Annotated in this window: 22 protein-coding genes; 16 read left to right on the top strand and 6 right to left on the bottom strand. The window is 39.0% G+C overall.

Features of this window, described 5'->3' with window-relative positions; all coding sequences use genetic code 11:
* The first annotated feature begins 98 nt into the window (after positions 1-98).
* Positions 99-716: an arylformamidase gene (gene kynB, locus RCG22_RS11235; protein ID WP_308106864.1), complete on the top strand. Its 618-nt coding sequence runs from the start codon at positions 99-101 to the stop codon at positions 714-716.
* 79 nt (positions 717-795) lie between these two features.
* On the opposite strand, the gene RCG22_RS11230 is transcribed toward kynB, so the two are convergent.
* The gene (locus RCG22_RS11230; RefSeq protein ID WP_308106863.1) at positions 796-1,143 is read right to left on the bottom strand and encodes a hypothetical protein; all 348 of its coding nucleotides are present in this window, start codon (positions 1,141-1,143) and stop codon (positions 796-798) included.
* A gap of 259 nt (positions 1,144-1,402) precedes the next feature.
* Here RCG22_RS11230 and RCG22_RS11225 point away from each other — a divergent pair, with 259 nt between their 5' ends.
* Positions 1,403-1,654 carry an amino acid decarboxylase gene (locus tag RCG22_RS11225; RefSeq protein ID WP_098263592.1) on the top strand — a complete coding sequence of 84 codons (252 nt, stop codon included), beginning with the start codon at positions 1,403-1,405 and terminating at the stop codon, positions 1,652-1,654.
* On the opposite strand, the gene RCG22_RS11220 is transcribed toward RCG22_RS11225, so the two are convergent.
* Positions 1,651-2,355 carry a Crp/Fnr family transcriptional regulator gene (locus tag RCG22_RS11220; protein WP_308106862.1) on the bottom strand — a complete coding sequence of 235 codons (705 nt, stop codon included), beginning with the start codon at positions 2,353-2,355 and terminating at the stop codon, positions 1,651-1,653. The genes RCG22_RS11225 and RCG22_RS11220 overlap by 4 nt on opposite strands.
* A 155-nt stretch (positions 2,356-2,510) precedes the next feature.
* Here RCG22_RS11220 and RCG22_RS11215 point away from each other — a divergent pair, with 155 nt between their 5' ends.
* The 6 genes from RCG22_RS11215 (at position 2,511) to RCG22_RS11190 (ending at position 6,122) form a co-directional block, all read left to right on the top strand.
* Positions 2,511-2,963, top strand: a complete 453-nt coding sequence (locus RCG22_RS11215) for a flavodoxin (protein WP_308106861.1) — start codon at positions 2,511-2,513, stop codon at positions 2,961-2,963.
* Between the two features lie 16 nt (positions 2,964-2,979).
* Positions 2,980-3,189 (top strand): heavy-metal-associated domain-containing protein, encoded by a 210-nt coding sequence (locus RCG22_RS11210; RefSeq protein WP_098263589.1) that lies wholly within the window; start codon positions 2,980-2,982, stop codon positions 3,187-3,189.
* 165 nt (positions 3,190-3,354) lie between these two features.
* A complete protein-coding gene (locus RCG22_RS11205) occupies positions 3,355-4,203 on the top strand; it encodes an MBL fold metallo-hydrolase (RefSeq protein WP_374049445.1) in 849 nt (282 codons plus the stop codon).
* A 155-nt stretch (positions 4,204-4,358) separates the two neighbouring features.
* A complete protein-coding gene (locus RCG22_RS11200; protein ID WP_308106860.1) occupies positions 4,359-4,658 on the top strand; it encodes a DUF5658 family protein in 300 nt (99 codons plus the stop codon).
* A 105-nt stretch (positions 4,659-4,763) separates the two neighbouring features.
* Positions 4,764-5,909: a DEAD/DEAH box helicase gene (locus tag RCG22_RS11195; RefSeq protein WP_308106859.1), complete on the top strand. Its 1,146-nt coding sequence runs from the start codon at positions 4,764-4,766 to the stop codon at positions 5,907-5,909.
* A gap of 78 nt (positions 5,910-5,987) precedes the next feature.
* Positions 5,988-6,122: a hypothetical protein gene (locus RCG22_RS11190; RefSeq protein ID WP_282599650.1), complete on the top strand. Its 135-nt coding sequence runs from the start codon at positions 5,988-5,990 to the stop codon at positions 6,120-6,122.
* 55 nt (positions 6,123-6,177) lie between these two features.
* On the opposite strand, the gene RCG22_RS11185 is transcribed toward RCG22_RS11190, so the two are convergent.
* From RCG22_RS11185 to RCG22_RS11175, 3 genes are all read right to left on the bottom strand, one after another.
* A complete protein-coding gene (locus RCG22_RS11185; RefSeq protein ID WP_308106858.1) occupies positions 6,178-7,713 on the bottom strand; it encodes an FAD-dependent oxidoreductase in 1,536 nt (511 codons plus the stop codon).
* 120 nt (positions 7,714-7,833) lie between these two features.
* A complete protein-coding gene (locus RCG22_RS11180) occupies positions 7,834-7,974 on the bottom strand; it encodes a hypothetical protein (RefSeq protein ID WP_308106857.1) in 141 nt (46 codons plus the stop codon).
* Positions 7,975-8,067: 93 nt separating this feature from the next.
* Positions 8,068-8,442, bottom strand: coding sequence for a DUF1360 domain-containing protein (locus RCG22_RS11175; RefSeq protein ID WP_308106856.1), 375 nt, complete (start codon positions 8,440-8,442; stop codon positions 8,068-8,070).
* Positions 8,443-8,574: 132 nt separating this feature from the next.
* Between RCG22_RS11175 and safA the strand changes: the two genes are divergently transcribed.
* A complete protein-coding gene (gene safA, locus RCG22_RS11170) occupies positions 8,575-9,189 on the top strand; it encodes a SafA/ExsA family spore coat assembly protein (protein WP_308106855.1) in 615 nt (204 codons plus the stop codon).
* Positions 9,190-9,449: 260 nt separating this feature from the next.
* Here safA and RCG22_RS11165 read toward each other — a convergent pair whose 3' ends face one another.
* Positions 9,450-10,730, bottom strand: a complete 1,281-nt coding sequence (locus tag RCG22_RS11165) for a transposase (protein WP_308106854.1) — start codon at positions 10,728-10,730, stop codon at positions 9,450-9,452.
* Between the two features lie 184 nt (positions 10,731-10,914).
* Between RCG22_RS11165 and RCG22_RS11160 the strand changes: the two genes are divergently transcribed.
* The 7 genes from RCG22_RS11160 (at position 10,915) to RCG22_RS11130 (ending at position 16,518) form a co-directional block, all read left to right on the top strand.
* Entirely contained in the window at positions 10,915-11,262 is a 348-nt protein-coding gene (locus tag RCG22_RS11160; RefSeq protein WP_308106853.1) for a lmo0954 family membrane protein, read from the top strand.
* A gap of 21 nt (positions 11,263-11,283) precedes the next feature.
* Positions 11,284-11,928 carry a PspA/IM30 family protein gene (locus RCG22_RS11155; RefSeq protein WP_308106852.1) on the top strand — a complete coding sequence of 215 codons (645 nt, stop codon included), beginning with the start codon at positions 11,284-11,286 and terminating at the stop codon, positions 11,926-11,928.
* Positions 11,929-12,038: 110 nt separating this feature from the next.
* Positions 12,039-12,773 (top strand): cell wall-active antibiotics response protein LiaF, encoded by a 735-nt coding sequence (gene liaF, locus RCG22_RS11150; protein ID WP_308106851.1) that lies wholly within the window; start codon positions 12,039-12,041, stop codon positions 12,771-12,773.
* Entirely contained in the window at positions 12,770-13,825 is a 1,056-nt protein-coding gene (locus tag RCG22_RS11145) for a sensor histidine kinase (RefSeq protein WP_308106850.1), read from the top strand. Before liaF ends, RCG22_RS11145 begins: the two co-directional genes overlap by 4 nt.
* Positions 13,818-14,450, top strand: a complete 633-nt coding sequence (locus tag RCG22_RS11140) for a response regulator transcription factor (RefSeq protein WP_098263578.1) — start codon at positions 13,818-13,820, stop codon at positions 14,448-14,450. Before RCG22_RS11145 ends, RCG22_RS11140 begins: the two co-directional genes overlap by 8 nt.
* Positions 14,451-14,569: 119 nt before the next feature.
* On the top strand, positions 14,570-15,904 hold the full coding sequence (locus RCG22_RS11135) for a polysaccharide biosynthesis protein (protein WP_308106849.1): 1,335 nt from the start codon (positions 14,570-14,572) through the stop codon (positions 15,902-15,904).
* Positions 15,905-15,960: 56 nt separating this feature from the next.
* On the top strand, positions 15,961-16,518 hold the full coding sequence (locus RCG22_RS11130; protein WP_308106848.1) for an RNA polymerase sigma factor: 558 nt from the start codon (positions 15,961-15,963) through the stop codon (positions 16,516-16,518).
* Positions 16,519-16,547: the final 29 nt, after the last annotated feature.

Here is a 16,547-nt window from a genome sequence, read left to right as displayed (position 1 = left end):
AACTAGTCCTGCCTTTTTTCATGAAAATTAATGAAAATAGAAACGGAAATATGAAATAATGGTGACAAACGCAAGATATTGTCTAAGGAGTGTGTGAGATGAAGATTTTTGATGTTTCTAGAATATTAATCAATGGAATGCCCGTTTGGCCGGGTGATACGGCATTTCAATATGAGGTCTCGTGGCCAATGGAGGAAAGCGGTTCTGTTAATGTGGGCAGGATCGAATTAAGTACCCATACGGGAACACATGTGGATGCTCCGTTTCATTTTGATAATGAAGGGAAAAAAATCATTGATCTGGACCTTAATCTTTACATCGGTCCTGCTAAAGTGATAAATGTGATTGGTAAAGAAAGCATTGGTGCGGTTGATTTAATAGGAGCTGATCTTGATGGCTGCAAACGGGTGTTGTTTCGGACCCTTGCGTGGGAAAATCCCAATGAATTCCCTGAAAGGATTCCACATATTGAGCCGAATTTAGCCCCTTTTTTAGAAAGCAAAGGGATTAAACTGATAGGTTTGGATGTTCCATCCGTCGATCCAATTGACAGCAAAGAGCTGCCTGCCCATCATAGCTTAAATGAACATGGCATTCACATTCTTGAATCACTCATGTTAGATGAAATCGAACCTGGTGATTACGAACTCATTGCCCTGCCACTCCCACTAGTAGAAGGAGATGGCAGCCCCGTTCGCGCAGTTCTACGTAAGTAGTAGATTTGTTGTCAGGCACCAAAATGGATGATGGATAATGATCATGGATTAAAACAGAAGCGTGAATCTTAAACTCGATTCACGCTTCATCGTTTTTAATATGTTTCCTGCGAATAATCAACCAGTAACTCCCAAATCCGAAGATAAAAAATAAACCAACTAAAACAGGAATAACGTAATTCTTCCAGGAGGGCTGATCATCTTTCTCTTGAAAAAGAGTGGATGTGGCATGCTCCTTTTGTGTTGTGGCCTTTTTATTTGCTGCTACAATTTTATGTCTATCTGAATTTAAGGTAACTATTTGAGTTGTTTGGCTTAATCCTGGATTATTTTGAGGGGAAGGTACCTCTGATTGAGAATCGGCAAAGACATTTGTTCCTAATAAAAATAACAACAGTGATGCGATAAGAGAAATCTTATTAAACATCATTACCAACTCCACTATAATGAAATCTCACTGTTGTCATTCTATCACCGTTTCCTTGGGGAGATATCAAATTGAAGGTAATGTTCACAAAGCTTTCGAAATTATGATTTTCTTGAAAATAATCCTGATATAAGCCAAAATATGGACCTTCAGTGTAAGGAATAGCCCAATCTAAACTTGATATAAATCAATTTCATTAGAATCCTAGGGTGATAAACTAATAATAATCTGAAATTCTTAATAAAAGGGGACGGGAATAATGTTTGAAATCGTTGATAAAAAAGCAGTCATGGATATCCGGGAGCGAATTGCAAAAGGTGAACATCCACGCCGAGAAATAATGAATTTTATAAAGGCTGCACCGGTAGGAACTATATTTGAAATTCACTTACCACATCGTGGGGAGCCGCTTATTGCCAGTTTACAATCGTTTGGAATGAATGTAATTGTCAATGAAATGGAACCGATGCATTTTAGATTAATGGCAATAAAGCTCGAGGAAATTAACTAACTAATCCCTGCGATCTTTTTAAGTTGGCCCACCTCTAGAATCTGTATTTGTCGGCGACCGTTCATGCTAATCAATTTTTGCGAAACGAACGATAGTAGCTTTCTACTTACCGATTCTGGAGTTGTTCCAATATAACTGGCTAAATCCTTTTTCGTGATTGGCAGAGTAAATACCCCGTTATTGGCGTTCATTTTATCATGAAAGAGGATAAGTGCCCTTGCCAGCCGCTGTTCCACCTCCATTAAACTTAAAAAACCAACAGATTCATCCGCCTCATAAAGCCGATCGTTTACAGCTAATAAGAATCGGTAGGACAATCCCGCATTTTTTTCCATGGTATTTAGAAAATCCTTTTTCTCGATATAACAAATAACCGTTGATGATCCGACGGCTTCTGCATTCATATAGTGATTTTCCTGTTTTAATAATGAAAATAAGCCGAAGAAATCACCGGGAAATAGTATTCTGACAATTTGCTCTTTCCCCTCGGAGGACATTTTTGTTAACTTGATAAGCCCTTTATTGACAACGAATAATGTCTCCGAACGTTCTCCTTCCCGAAAAATAAACTCCCCTTTATCAAAACTCCGACTTCTGGTCACCTTTTGTAATGGTTGTAAATCTGATTCATCCATCCCTTTAAAAACCGGTACCGTAGCAATACATGATGTTTCACGAGCGCAGCAATGATCACAACACATGATTAAGTCACTCCTCCACATTACTTATGATTTTATAGTATCTGCTTTGATCCAGCTTTGTAGTGATTTACATCAATATGCATTTCTTGATGTAGATCAATGTTAATGAGAATGATTCCCAATATAATAAAAGAAAAACAAGAGGTGATTGAATTATGAGTGCAGCTTGTTTAATTGTCTATGCAAGTATGACTGGAAATACAGAAGAAATTGCTTGTCATATAGGAAAAGGTATTGAAGAAGCGGGTTTAACTGTGGTTATTAAAGATATTTTAGAAATAGATGTGGAAGAACTTCGGAACTATGATGCCATTCTTTTAGGAGCCTACACTTGGGGAGATGGCGATCTTCCAGATGAGTTTCTTGATTTTTATCATGAAATGGATTCATTAAATTTAACAGGAAAAGCAGCTGCCGCATTCGGCTCATGTGACTCTTCGTATGAGCATTGGGGCAGGGCCGTTGAAATTTTAACTGAAAAATTAGTGGAATTGGGTGCGGATGTTGTTCTTGATGGTTTAAAGATTGATCTCGTACCCACTACTGCAGAAATAGAACAATGTAGTGTATTTGGAAAGTTATTTGTAGAAAAATCATTTCTAAAATGAAAGGGGTTCTGCTCTAATGAGTATGATTGAATTAGCTTTAAATGAGGTGGCTTGCTCAGGGTGCATTGGGAAGATTAAACGAGAGATGCAAAGGACGAATGGGATTGAAAAAGTAAAGATTCTATCAGGTAGTGGGAAAATTAAAATAAACTTTAACGAGAATCTTATTCAATCGGAGGAAATCAATCGGAACCTTTATAAAATGACACTTAGAACTTTTGATTAATATACTGCTCATTGAGGGCAGTTTTTTTTTGGAAATAAAAACCTTTATTAAGAACGGATGATTCGTTATAATATTATGTATCCTGTTGTAAAAACAAACCTGCGATGAGCAGGTGTAATAAATTCCCCTTTCAGTTAAATAATAAGCTAAAAGGGAGGGATAGTTTTGGAGCGTAATCAGGATAGCAAATTTGACGATACATTTTTGCCAATGACCTCGATGGGCAGTGGCGTTGGAATAGCGGTCTTACCGGATATTTATTGTTACACCGACCAAATAGTGAACCTAGTCCTCATAGGCAATCCGATCGAGTCGGAGGAATTTGTGCTAATTGATACGGGTATGCCGAAATCTGCATTAGAAATAAGGGATATGGTGGAAGAACGATTTGGCGAGGGGGTCATGCCTAAAGCGATCATATTAACGCATGGGCATTTTGACCATGTCGGCTCAGTGGCTGAATTGTTAGAGGAGTGGGATATTCCAGTATATGCACATGAACTGGAACTTCCCTATTTAACAGGGGAGCGCGATTATCCGCCAGGTGACCCGAATGTTGCTAGTGGATTGGTGGCAAAGTTGTCGCCGCTGTTCCCAAATCATGGGATTGATATTAGTGCTCATGTTCATGTGCTGCCTGAGGATGGAACGGTTCCAAATATGCCTGGCTGGAAGTGGCTACATACACCGGGTCATACCCCCGGACATATCTCCTTATTCCGAGAACAGGACCGGGCTCTGATTGCCGGGGATGCATTTGTTACGGTAAAACAAGAATCGCTTTATAAAGTTATAACGCAAACACAAGAGATAAGCGGTCCGCCAAAATATTACACGACTGATTGGAATGCTGCTTTTGAATCCGTGAAAAAGTTAGAGGCACTCAAGCCTGGAACTGCGGTGACAGGGCATGGACTTCCAATGAGCGGCGCTGAACTAGCCGAGAACCTAGCATATTTGGTGGATCACTTTGAGGAAATTGGCCGGCCTGAAAGTGGTAAATATGTTAATTAGTTATTTTGAAGAAATGTGAGCTGCCATCATATGCAGCTCTTTTATATCTTTTCGGTGCTTCATTTTTTGGAACGAATGAAGAAATCTATAAGTATCAGCATGGGAATTACTAGAAATAATGGTAACTATAAAACTAATTCATTTGAGGTGAAATGATGAGACTCTGTCTATTCCTGCTATTTGCCGGATTGTTGGATGCCGTTTTGACCCATTTTGGGATTGTATCGGGTTATGTAGAAGAGGGAAATCCGATGATGAAGCTTGTTATTGAAAAAAGTTGGTCCTATTTTTACATCATAAAAATCTTTCTGCCTCTGCTGTTACTTGGTTTGTTTTACCTGCGTCCATTAAAAGGGTGGATTAAGACTCTTTTGGTTTCCACCTGTGTTCTTTATCTCTCCATCCTGGTTTATCATCTGGTTTGGATTGCCCTCTATTTTAATTCTGCATCATGATTATGACCCTCATTCACTAGACACTCCAAGGTAATTCAGTTAGTATCAATACGATATGGAAAGACAAATAATAAGTAAAATGATTTTTAATTAAAGGAGTTCAATATGTTAAATACCTTAAATCCCTTCTTGCAGGAAGCTTGGAATAAATCGGGGTTTCAACAACCGACTTCCATTCAAGAGGCTGCCATTCCAATGATCCTTGAAGGCAAGAATTTAATTGCCGAGTCACCGACAGGTACCGGTAAAACGCTCGCTTATTTACTGCCATTATTAAATAAAATCGACCCTAGTTTACAATCCCTGCAAGCTGTTGTGTTAGCCTCTTCCCAAGAGCTGGTCATGCAGGTCTTTCAAGAATTCCAAAAATGGTCTGAAGGCAGTGGAGTCAGAGGCACTTCAATTATTGGCGGGGCAAACATAAAGCGCCAGCTTGAAAAATTAAAAAAGCGCCCACACGTTATTTTTGCAACACCTGGGCGTTTATTTGAACTGATCAAACAGAAAAAAGTAAAAATGCATGAAGTAAAATTGGTTGTTCTCGATGAAGGAGACCAGCTACTCATTCACGAGCATCTGAATACAGTGCAAAATATTGTAAAATCTACCATGAATGATCGCCAAGTTGTTTTGTTTTCTGCTACCATGAAACCGGCAACGGAAAAATTGGCTAAGGAAATGACGAAGGACCCGGAAGTTCTTCGCATCGAAAAGGATGAACTGGCTTCTTCCGGAGAAGTGGAACATGTTTATTTTCTATGTGAGCCAAGAGATAAAATTAAACTCCTTGAAAAAATTACTCGCTTAGAAAATAGTAAATCACTTGCGTTTATTAATGATATCGGCGAAATTGAGATATTCAAGGAAAAATTACATTTTAAAGATCTATCGATTGGAATTCTCCATAGCGACATGAAAAAGCTCGAACGGCAAGCTGCATTAAAGGCGTTTCGTGATGGAAAAATGAATATGCTAATTGCTACGGATGTGGCGGCAAGAGGACTTGATATTCAAGGGGTTACCCATGTGGTCCATATCGATTCTCCAAAGGATATATCGCAATATGTGCACAGAGCGGGAAGAACGGGAAGAATGGGTGCAAATGGGGTTGTAATCTCGCTTGTTACCGAAAGGGAAGAACGAGAGCTGAAACAATACTGCCGTGAGCTAAATGTTCCTTTGCATAAAAGAGTGTTTTACAAAGGTCTAATTGCTGAAGAGGGACAAAGGGACCAGAAATTACGGAAGTAGTGCCTATCTTTGAAAAAGAATAAGACTAATTATTTTCACTCATACTAACAATGTATTTCTCAATAAGGAGCTGATGGTATGGGAAGACAGAAGCTAGGTAATCAAAATGCTCAGCGAAATAATAATCGCAAAAAGCCAATGAGAGATAGTGAAGAACTGGTTGAATTTACAACGGGTGAAGCATTAAAACACAATCGACCAAATAGTAAATAAGAAAGCGCGCCTCCTTATTGAGTAAGGAGGCGCTTTTGAATTGCCGGTTATCAAATCACTCTTCTGCTAGTAATTCCAACGCTTTTTTAGTAGGACCCTCAATCACATCGCCTGAGTAAGCATAACGGGACCCATGGCATGGGCAATCCCAAGATTTTTCCGCATGATTCCATTCACATTCACAGCCAAGATGGGTGCAGGTAGTGTCGACAACATAAAGTTTACCGTTCTCATCCTTATAGGCACCTGCTCTTTTTCCGTTATACATGACAACGGAGCCTTCGCCCGCCTGTAAATCATCCGGGGACTTATCTGTATATTCAAGCTTGCCTTTAATTAGATGTTTAGCCACGTCTGCATTGGTTGTAATGACACTCTTTAAGTCAGGGTCAGCTTGGAATCGGGACGGTGCATAGAGCTCCATGTAGGGGTTGTCCCGCTTCATAATATAATCCGTTAGCAAGTGACCCGCAAGAATCCCTGTTGTCATCCCCCATTTTTTGTAACCCGTGGCTACAAGAACATTTTCACGACCTTCCGTATAATGTCCAATATATGGGAGTTTGTCTAATGTAACCATATCCTGGGCAGACCAGCGGTAATCGTACTCCTTAATCCCAAAAACCTCTTCAGCAAATGCTTGGAGCGCTTCATAATGCTCCAGCGTGTTCATACCCTGCCCGGTTTTATGATTTTCACCGCCGATAATTAAGATCTTTTCTTTTTCACCATCAAGCGGTGTATAACGAATCGAACGAGGAGGGGTATCTGCACTTATATACATACCACCAGGGTAGTCTTTATCTGTTTTAATTCCGATTGCGTAAGACCTGCTCGTATACATTCTCGCAAAATAAAGCCCTGGTTTATCATAAAAAGGGAAATGGGAGGCAATGATTACTTGTTTGCATGTGACCCTATACCCTGACTTTGTAACAACTTTTGGTTCGGTATCATCGTCCTCAATGTCTGAAGCGACGGTATTCTCATAAACAGAGCAGCCCGCTTTCACCGCCTCATCTAGAAGAGCTTTTAGAAATTTTAGTGGGTGATACTGGGCTTGATTGTGCATGACGAGAGCGCCTTTAGCAGGAATATTAAAGGGAATCGTATCCTTTAAAGCTCCATCAATATCAAGATTTTGATACGCTTCCCATTCCGTTTTAAGCTTTTCAACATTCTCATCCGTCGTTGCATAAACAAAGGCATCTTGCTTGCTGAAATCACATGAAATTCCCTTTTCTTTCACACTGTTTTCTACGAACCGAATGGCATTTAGATGTGATTCATAATAAAGCCGTGCTTTTTCTTTTCCAAAGTGATTGATTAATTCATCATAAATAATGTCATGCTGTGCCGTTAATTTCGCCGTTGTGTGGCCGGTAGTACCATTCAAGACACTGCCTGCTTCTAAGAGGGCCACTTTTAAGCCTTCTTTGGAAAGCAAATAAGCAGCGGTAATTCCAGTGATCCCGGCACCAACAATCGCAACATCGACAGAAAGATCTTGTTCTAATGGATTAAAAGCAGGTAATTCTATTTCCCGCCAATACGTTTTTGGGAATTTAGGCATTTTCTCAGTTGAACTCATATGTACCCTCCATAATAAATGTGATTATGTTTAATTTTTCCTAAAGTGAGAAAATAATGTGGTCGGGGTAGAAACTTTTCAAAAGATAAAAAAAACCCTGCCGCGTCAGGGTTCCAAACGTTATTTATCGGAATCGATTTTATCGACTCTTTTGGCATCCCCTGAATCAAGGGAGTTCCTAAGGAAATGAAAGAAGGTACCTCCTACAAAACCAAGGCAAAGGACAAAACCAATGGTTGTAATCCACCAAATAGCTGCCATGATAAATCCCCCTTTGTGCTTAATACATAAATAGTTCGGATGCTTTTCTAAAGGTATATGCACAAAAGGGATGGATTTTGCCAAATAAACGAATTAATCCTTTTTCTTCAGCTCAGAATAATAATCGACTTTTTTTATATTTACGCCGACAAAGGTTTCAATAATCGACTGACCCCCGGCAATTGAGAGAATTAGAATAACGACAAAAGTAATGCGAGGAAATAATAGATAGGCACCACCAAGTAAGACGGCACTCCAAACGCCTGCACACCAATAGCATTTTAATAAATATCCAAACATTGATGTGGGTACTTCCTTGGTTTTCACGCCATCATCAGTTTCTACCTTTACTTTTTTAACAAAGGGTTTACGGATAAATTCAGTAATTTTATCAAAGACGATTAAATGAGTTAATCGGTAGCTCGCTAAAATTAACATGATATAGGTTATCCAAGAAATATCCTTCACTTTATGTCCTCCAATAAATCTGCATTGATTTAAGACTGAAAAAATTAAAATTCAAAGCAAATAATTAATTTTTTAATCCATTGTATATTTTGAGCCTGAAATCAAAATTATATATTCGGAGGAGGCGAAAAAATGAAAAAATCTTTTTGGTTTAGTTTTCTGTTTTTATTATCACTATTGTGTATTCCGAGTGTGTCTTTTGCCCAGCAAATCTACACCGTACAGCCGGGGGACTCACTTTGGAAAATCGCGGTCAAGTATCAGGTTGGTATTTCTGAAATTATTTCGGCAAACCGACAATTTGCGAATCCGAATTTAATTTATCCAGGTCAAAAGGTGACCATCCCGAGTTTTGATACGGTAAAGAGTATCGAAAGCCAGGTCATCCAGTTAACCAATCAAGAGCGTGCAAAGAATGGTTTGAAGGCATTAACACCGGATTGGGAGCTCTCAAGAGTCGCTCGTTATAAAGCCAATGACATGAGAGATAAAAACTATTTTAGTCACACAAGTCCAACCTATGGCAGTCCGTTTGATATGATGAAAAACTTTGGGATTTCTTATCGTTCTGCCGCGGAAAATATTGCTGCAGGGCAAACCACACCAGCATCCGTGGTTCAAGCTTGGATGAATAGCTCCGGTCACCGAGCGAATATTTTAAGCACCAGATCAACCTATATTGGAGTGGGCTACTCACAGGGTGGTTCAAAACGACACTATTGGGTCCAAATGTTTATATCTAAGTAAGCACATCAGGCCGACACTCCCCCATCCATAAATGGAGGGGGTTCCACCCTTAAACAACCTTGGCTCTTCCAAATCTATAATGAATATATAAAATGGACTTCACTTTGGTCTAAAAGGCTTCGACAGCCGAAATCGTTCGAATGCACATAATCGAAACATGATTATTTACATGGGCTTGGATTCCCTTGCCACTCACAACTTATTGACTGTTTCGGGGTATGTCTGCACCGAGAGATTTGACCTAATAATCTCTAAGGGATTTATACACCAAATGTTGAGATGAATTTTCTATGTGATTTCATGTTTTTCAAATTTAAGATGCATTCATTTAAAACAATGGAAAGTTGAAACCACTCGTTTTCAGCCTGTTGAAGATGCACTTGATTTGATTTGGTTACATATCTGGCTAAAAATGCACTGTATAAATCCCGTTGTGCCACGACCCCGCATTCACATCTATGCCAGCGGTCCTTGAGTTTCTTTTTCTTTATGGCACCACAATGACAGGTTTGGGATAACTTAGTGGAGTAGGTTGGAAACTCTCGGAACCGTCCACCTTGCGATCCTACTTTTCGTTGTAACATGTTCAAAAACATACTTGGTGCTTTTCTACCAATACTTTTGCCAAACATTTTCTGAAATGCTTTATAAGAGAGTTTTTCTGTTTGAATGGAAGAGGCTTGTTGAAGTATTTGATTGGTATCTCGACCATGGAGCTGTTTTCTAACTTCTTTAATCTTACGTTCCAATTCTCTGTGCTCTGAACGTGTGTTTATGTATCTTTTGGAGTTAACCCACCTCTTTTTACCTTTTTTCATCACGCCATTGCTTTGATAATGATTGGGGTTGTTTGCTCGTCGCTGCCGGTCCAGTTTACGATTGATCTTTCTTTTTTCCTTATCGAATAATACAACTTCTTCACAAAATTCTTTTAATATGGCGTGAGATTCCCCTACGATTGCAATCGTGGAAGGACCGATATCCAGCCCAATCTCTTCTTTTCCTAATTCATATTTACGATGGGGGTGTCCTTCAAGTATTAATTGAACATAAAACCGATTTTTTCCCTTCACTTCTTTTTTTATGATTCGACAGTATTTTATTCTATGCTTTAAGGCATGCTGCATCCATTGATCCTTGGGATCAATTAGGCATTTTAACGATAGAGTTTTCCCGATATAAACATAACCATTGGAGTAAGTTAGAAATGTTTTATTGTTTTTTCCTTCTAAGGAAACAAACTCCCCTTTTCGTTTAAACCTTACCTTTTTCGCCTTTTTAAAAGCAAATTTTTGCACCGCCTTAAAGGCTCTTGTTGCGAGTTTTTGACAGATGTGCGTCCCTAAATGTCCCGCAATAAACTTCGATGCATTCTTCGTTTTTGTCCCAAAGGATTGAATAGAATAATCTGTAAAACTAAATGTCGCATTAAGATGTTTAAAGTTAGCTCTACGCTTTTCTATGTCTATTTCCGAAGTTTTAGATAATCGGACGGTTTCCTTATATAATTCAGTGTTTTGAATCGCCTTAATCCTTTTCAACCTTTCCCCATACATTTATGCAGGGGCCTGCGGTTGTTAGTTTTGGTCAGTTTCTTAAGCATCATGCTTAGGGGCTGACCTTTTCTACGTCTTAGGACCGATATAAAAATCAAGCTTAAGCGCAATTATGAAGAACAAAAAAAAAGGTAAGATGAAATCAAGATAAAGAAAGGAGAAAAACAAAATGAAAAAATTTGGTTTACTGTTAGCAGGCGGAATTGCAGCGATGATCTTGCTTTCAACTATTGGTCCAATGGTGGGATTACTTGTAAGTCTGGTGCTCCTCTATTTCATACTCAAAATGTTTTTAAAAGCTGAATCTATGGGTAAAAAAATTGGGCTGGGGATTATCGGAGTTATTGTCCTGATTGCTTCTATTCATAACGTTCCGGCCATCATTGGAGTAGCTGCTGCGTATGTTTTATACCTCGTTTATAAAAAATGGAACGAGAAAAAGTACGTGGCCGTCAAGGAAGAATCTGACCCATTTGTTAACTTTGAAAAACAGTGGAATGAATTAAAAAATTATTAAACTTAAAAGGAGCGAATAATCATGACAAACTTATTTACACGAATTAAAAATACGATTACAGCAGATTTACATGAGGCGCTTGATCAAAAGGATAAACAAAATCCGATTGCTTTATTAAACCAATACCTGCGTCAATGTGAGCAAGAGACAGAGAAAGTTAGAAAGCTATTGGAACGCCAGTACACACTTAAAGATGAATTTACAAGAGAATATCACCAAGCTGGCCAGTTAGCAGAAAAGAGAAAGTACCAAGCTGAAGTTGCTTCGAAAGCAGGTGAATCAGAGCTTAATCAGTTTGCTCAAACAGAATATCAGCAATATGCAGACCGTGCCAACCGCTTAAGTTCATCGCTTGAACAAGTTAAGGGTCAGCTAGTAGACTTAGAAAGAAAATATGAAGAAATGAAGCACAAGCTAAAAGATATGCACCTAAGAAGGATGGAACTAATGGGTCGTGAAAATGTCACTCGTGCGAACCACCAAATTAATCAGGTTCTTGATGCTAATAACTATTCGGATAAATCCTACTCAAAGTTTAAGGACATTGAAAACTATCTTGACCGTTTAGAGCATCAAGTGAATAGCTCATACTACCGAAATACGATTGATGCTCGTGTTGCACAGCTAGAAAAAGAAATGAAATTGGAAGAAAGCAAGTCCATTTAATGACTATTATGGTATTCTAAAAAGGCGTAGGTTTCTACGCCTTTTGACCATAAACTAAAAAAACGTGAAAAGATATAAGAAAGCCAGAAAATAAAAAGGGAGGGTTGGCCATGTTTAAAAATACTAAAAATGATTATGTTGGCTGGATGTTCATTCTCGGTGCGATTATCCTTGTCATGGAAATCTTATTTTTCAATAGTGGGCTTATTTTCTCTCTTTTTATCTCTGGCGGCATGATATATCTCGGACGGAAGCGAGCCGGGAAAAAGACGGGGAAGATCCTCTTTATCGGCGGGATTATCTTCTTTGTCCTTAGTATCGTAAATATGATGACCTTTAAATTTTTGTTGATTGCGATTTTACTGCACTTTTTTATTCAGTTTTTATATGCCAAAAAGCGTCCTAAGAAGCTCACGCCTGAGTTCACTCCAACGGAACCAACTTTCCATGAAGAAACAATGATTAGAACGGAGCCGTTGTTTGAAAATATCGTCCTTGGTCAACAAAAAACCCCGCCGGGTCCTTATGAATGGAATGATATTAATATCCAGGCAGGTATTGGTGATACGATTATTGATTTGAGCTTTACGATGCTGCCAAAAGGTGAAACAGTCATCTTTATTCGTAATCTCATCGGGAATATACAAATCCTTGTTCCTTATGATATTGATATAAGTATCCGGCATTCTTGCATCGTAGGTTCATCAACGGTTTTCGAGGAGCATGACTCTAAACTATTCAATCGGGTGTTACACCTAAAAACACCTGGTTATGATACAGCAGAGCACCAAGTGAAAATTTTCACCTCGCTCGTTGTTGGAAATTTAGAGGTGAGCCGGATATGAGCACAACCCAGCGGCAAATTTTCTGGAGTGTCAGCTTTTCCTTCCTCATTGCCCTCATAGTCGGTGCCATTTTTATCTATGTTTTCCCACTAAACAGTTGGGCGGAATTGTGGAGTAAACATTTCATGAATATACCTTTTGTGATCTTTATCCCTGCCTTTAGTATTGCTGTTGGAATTCTTTTAGGTGCAGTCTCGGGGATGTATTGGAGAAGTCAGTTTCTAGCGGTTGAACATTCCTTGCATTTATTAGAGGAAGGAAAACAGTTGGAAGTCAAGGAGAAACCTGTGATCTCGGAAATGCAACTGATTGCCAATCGAATTGATAAAATCGGCAAACAAATGTCTGAGCAAGCCAAACTTTCACAACGGTTAGCTACTGAAAAAGTGGAAGACCTGGAAGGAAGAATTCAAGAAATAATTGAACAGGAGCGGAACCGACTCGCCCGTGAACTGCATGATTCTGTCAGTCAACAATTATTTGCTGCTTCAATGATGATGTCAGCAATCAATGAAACAAAGCAACAGTCTGAATTAGAAAATGATCGTGAAGCAAAGCAATTGAAATTAGTTGAAGAGATGATCCACCAATCACAGTTAGAGATGCGCGCTCTTCTTTTACATTTACGGCCTGTTGCTTTAAAAAATAAAACACTGCAAGAAGGAATTGAAGAGTTATTAATCGAATTATCTCAAAAGGTTGAGATGGATATTAAATGGAAAACCGAGGCATTTCCGTTAGATAAAGGTGTGGAAGATCATCTTTTCCGTATCCTGCAAGAGTCTATCTCTAACACGTTAAGGCATGCGAAGGCAAACAAGCTCAAGGTGCTAATGGTCAAACGGGATGACCTTGTCATCCTGAGAATTGTGGATGACGGAATTGGTTTTGATGTAAATGAAATGAAAGCAGGCTCCTATGGAATGCAAAATATGCATGAGCGAGCAGTTGAAGTAGGCGGGACGTTAAAAGTGGTAAGTGTAAAAAATCAAGGAACAAGGCTAGAAGTGAAGGTTCCGGTGATGATTAATGGAGATGGTGCCAATGATTAGGGTTGTATTTGTTGATGACCATGAAATGGTGAGGATCGGTGTTTCTTCTTATTTATCAGCGCAGCCAGACATTGAGGTAGTTGGGGAAGCAGACGATGGAAAAAAAGGTGTAGAGCTTGCCCTCGAACTTCGTCCTGATATTATTCTCATGGATTTAGTGATGAAGGAAATGGATGGGATTGAAGCGACACGGCAAATTATTGAACAATGGCCTGAGGCGAAGATTATTATTGTCACAAGCTTTTTGGATGATGAAAAAGTTTACCCTGCACTAGAAGCGGGGGCGACCAGCTACATGTTGAAGACCTCTAAAGCGGGTGAAATTGCCAATGCTGTTCGTGCTACATACCATGGGCAATCGGTCCTAGAGCCGGAAGTAACCGGAAAAATGATGGTGAAAATGCGCCAAAAGAATACGCATCTGCCACATGAAGACCTTACAACACGTGAAATTGAAATATTACTTTTGATGGCAGAAGGAAAAACGAATCAGGACATTGCCGACGATCTATTTATAGCCCTTAAAACGGTCAAAACCCATGTAAGCAATATTTTGAGCAAGCTCAACGTACAAGATCGAACCCAAGCAGTCATCTATGCATTTAAGCATTCATTAATAAAATAAACCCAGGTATAAAAAGGGCTTCGAGCCCTTTTTTTCGCGCATCAAAAAAAATTCTCCTACTAATCAAGGAACTTGTCTCATAAGTTTATAAAAGTGAGATTAGTATGGAGGAGAAAAAATTGGGAATTTATTATAAGGGAATATTCTTTTTAGCTGCTGCAGCTTTTTTGGGGGAAGGGATTGAAGTTCTTGTAAATATGATTCTTGCTAGAGAGTTAGGACCACACGGTCTGGGACTGTATATGTCTATTTTGCCATCGATATTTTTTATTGTTCTACTAGCCAGCTTTGAGTTGCCCGTATCGATTTCAAAATTTATTGCAGAAAGGGAAGACCGTTATCACCGAAATATCCTTCATCATGCCATTTCGATTACGATTGTGTTCTCAGCTGTACTTTTTTTAGCAGCTACAGTGATCATTCCGTTTATTCCTGTGTTTGATAAATACCATCCCTACGTTAGATGGCTTGTTTTAATCTTAATCCCAATCATTTCCTTCACGTCCGTCGCAAGGGGATATTTTATGGGCAAGCAACAAATGGGGAAAATCGCCGTTTCTAATTTTTTAAGGAAAACCATTCAACTCGCTGGATTATTTCTCCTCTTTCGTTTGTTTGCCTTTGATACATCCGAGTCATTGTTAATCGCCATTGGGACATTTATTGGAAGCGAGATTGTTGTGTTCCTCTATTTATTCTACATGTTCATAATCCAGTTTCAGCAATTGAAACGGCAGCCATTTTCTAATTTGAAACAAAAGGTAGTTCAGAAGAATTTAATGGCAGTATCGATTCCAACAACGGGTCTTCGTCTGTTTTCAGCATTCAGTGGTGCGATTCAGCCCTTTATAATTAAGGCAGCGTTAATTCGTTCCGGCATGAGTGAAGTCGTTGCGACCGAGCAATTTGGGCTACTGATGGGAGTTGCCATGTCCATTGGCTTTTTCCCGGCATTTATTGCTCATTCGCTTATGGTCGTTCTCATTCCTGCTGTATCCAAGACCTACTCACAGGGCGATTATCATCGGCTCCAAAAAATGCTTCAACAGGTGATGAAGCTCACCTTTGTATATGGTGTCGCAGCCGTGGCCATTTTTTACTTCTTTGCACCGGAATTAACTTCGCTATTTTTTAAATCAGAAACACCAGCTCTGTATTTACAATTACTCTGGCCATTTTTCTTATTTCACTTCTTTATCATGCCGATGCAGGCCTTTTTGTTTGGACTTAATCTACTAAAAGAGACATTTTTTCATATCATTTGGTCGACTATCATCTCTTTTGCACTCATCCTCTTGCTTGCCGCGATGCCTGAATGGCGAATGAATGGCGTGATTATTGGGATGAATACTGGAGCTGTATTGTTAGCGCTTATGCATTACTTAACGATTTGTAGGAAAATCGGGGTCAGTTTTTTTATGAAGGGGATCATTCAAAACTCCACTGAGCGATAATTTGTAAAAAAACTTCAGAAGTGTAGGGGTTTTTTCCATCCATTCCGTCTATTAGTATGAGGAATTATATTTCGAAAAAAGGAAGGATTGTAACTATGCAAAGTGGATGCTCCCCATCATTTGAAGAAGTTGTCATCGAACATGGAAGGGCTATTTATAAATATATTTTATCTTTGGTGAAGCATAAAGAACTTGCTGAGGATATCTATCAGGAGGTATTACTCGCTGCTTATTTAGCATATCCTTCAATAAAGGAGCAATCCAAATATAGAGGATGGTTTTTTACGATTGCCATCAATAAATGTCGTGATTATTGGCGGAAAGAAAATAAGTCAAAGCAATTTTGGAGGGAAGAGGTTTATTCCTATTCAGCCTCATTCGAACCAACTGTAATCCCGGAAGAGGAAGTCTTACATAAATTTTCTGCACAACAAATGGCTGAAAAGATTAACCTATTACCAGATATCTATAAGAATCCTATTTATCTATATTACTATCAAGATTATTCTCTCATCGAAATTGCGAAGAAAAGTAACCTGCCCATGTCTACGATCAAAACAAGGATGAGAAGGGCAAAGGAAAGACTCCGACCAAAAATGCACTCACTCGCATGATAATACCAGTAAAATATTCTTTGTGAAGG

The organism is Neobacillus nitrireducens, assembly GCF_030915405.1.
Classification (GTDB): domain Bacteria; phylum Bacillota; class Bacilli; order Bacillales; family Cytobacillaceae; genus Neobacillus.
This window is presented reverse-complemented; position numbering and strand designations above follow the sequence as displayed.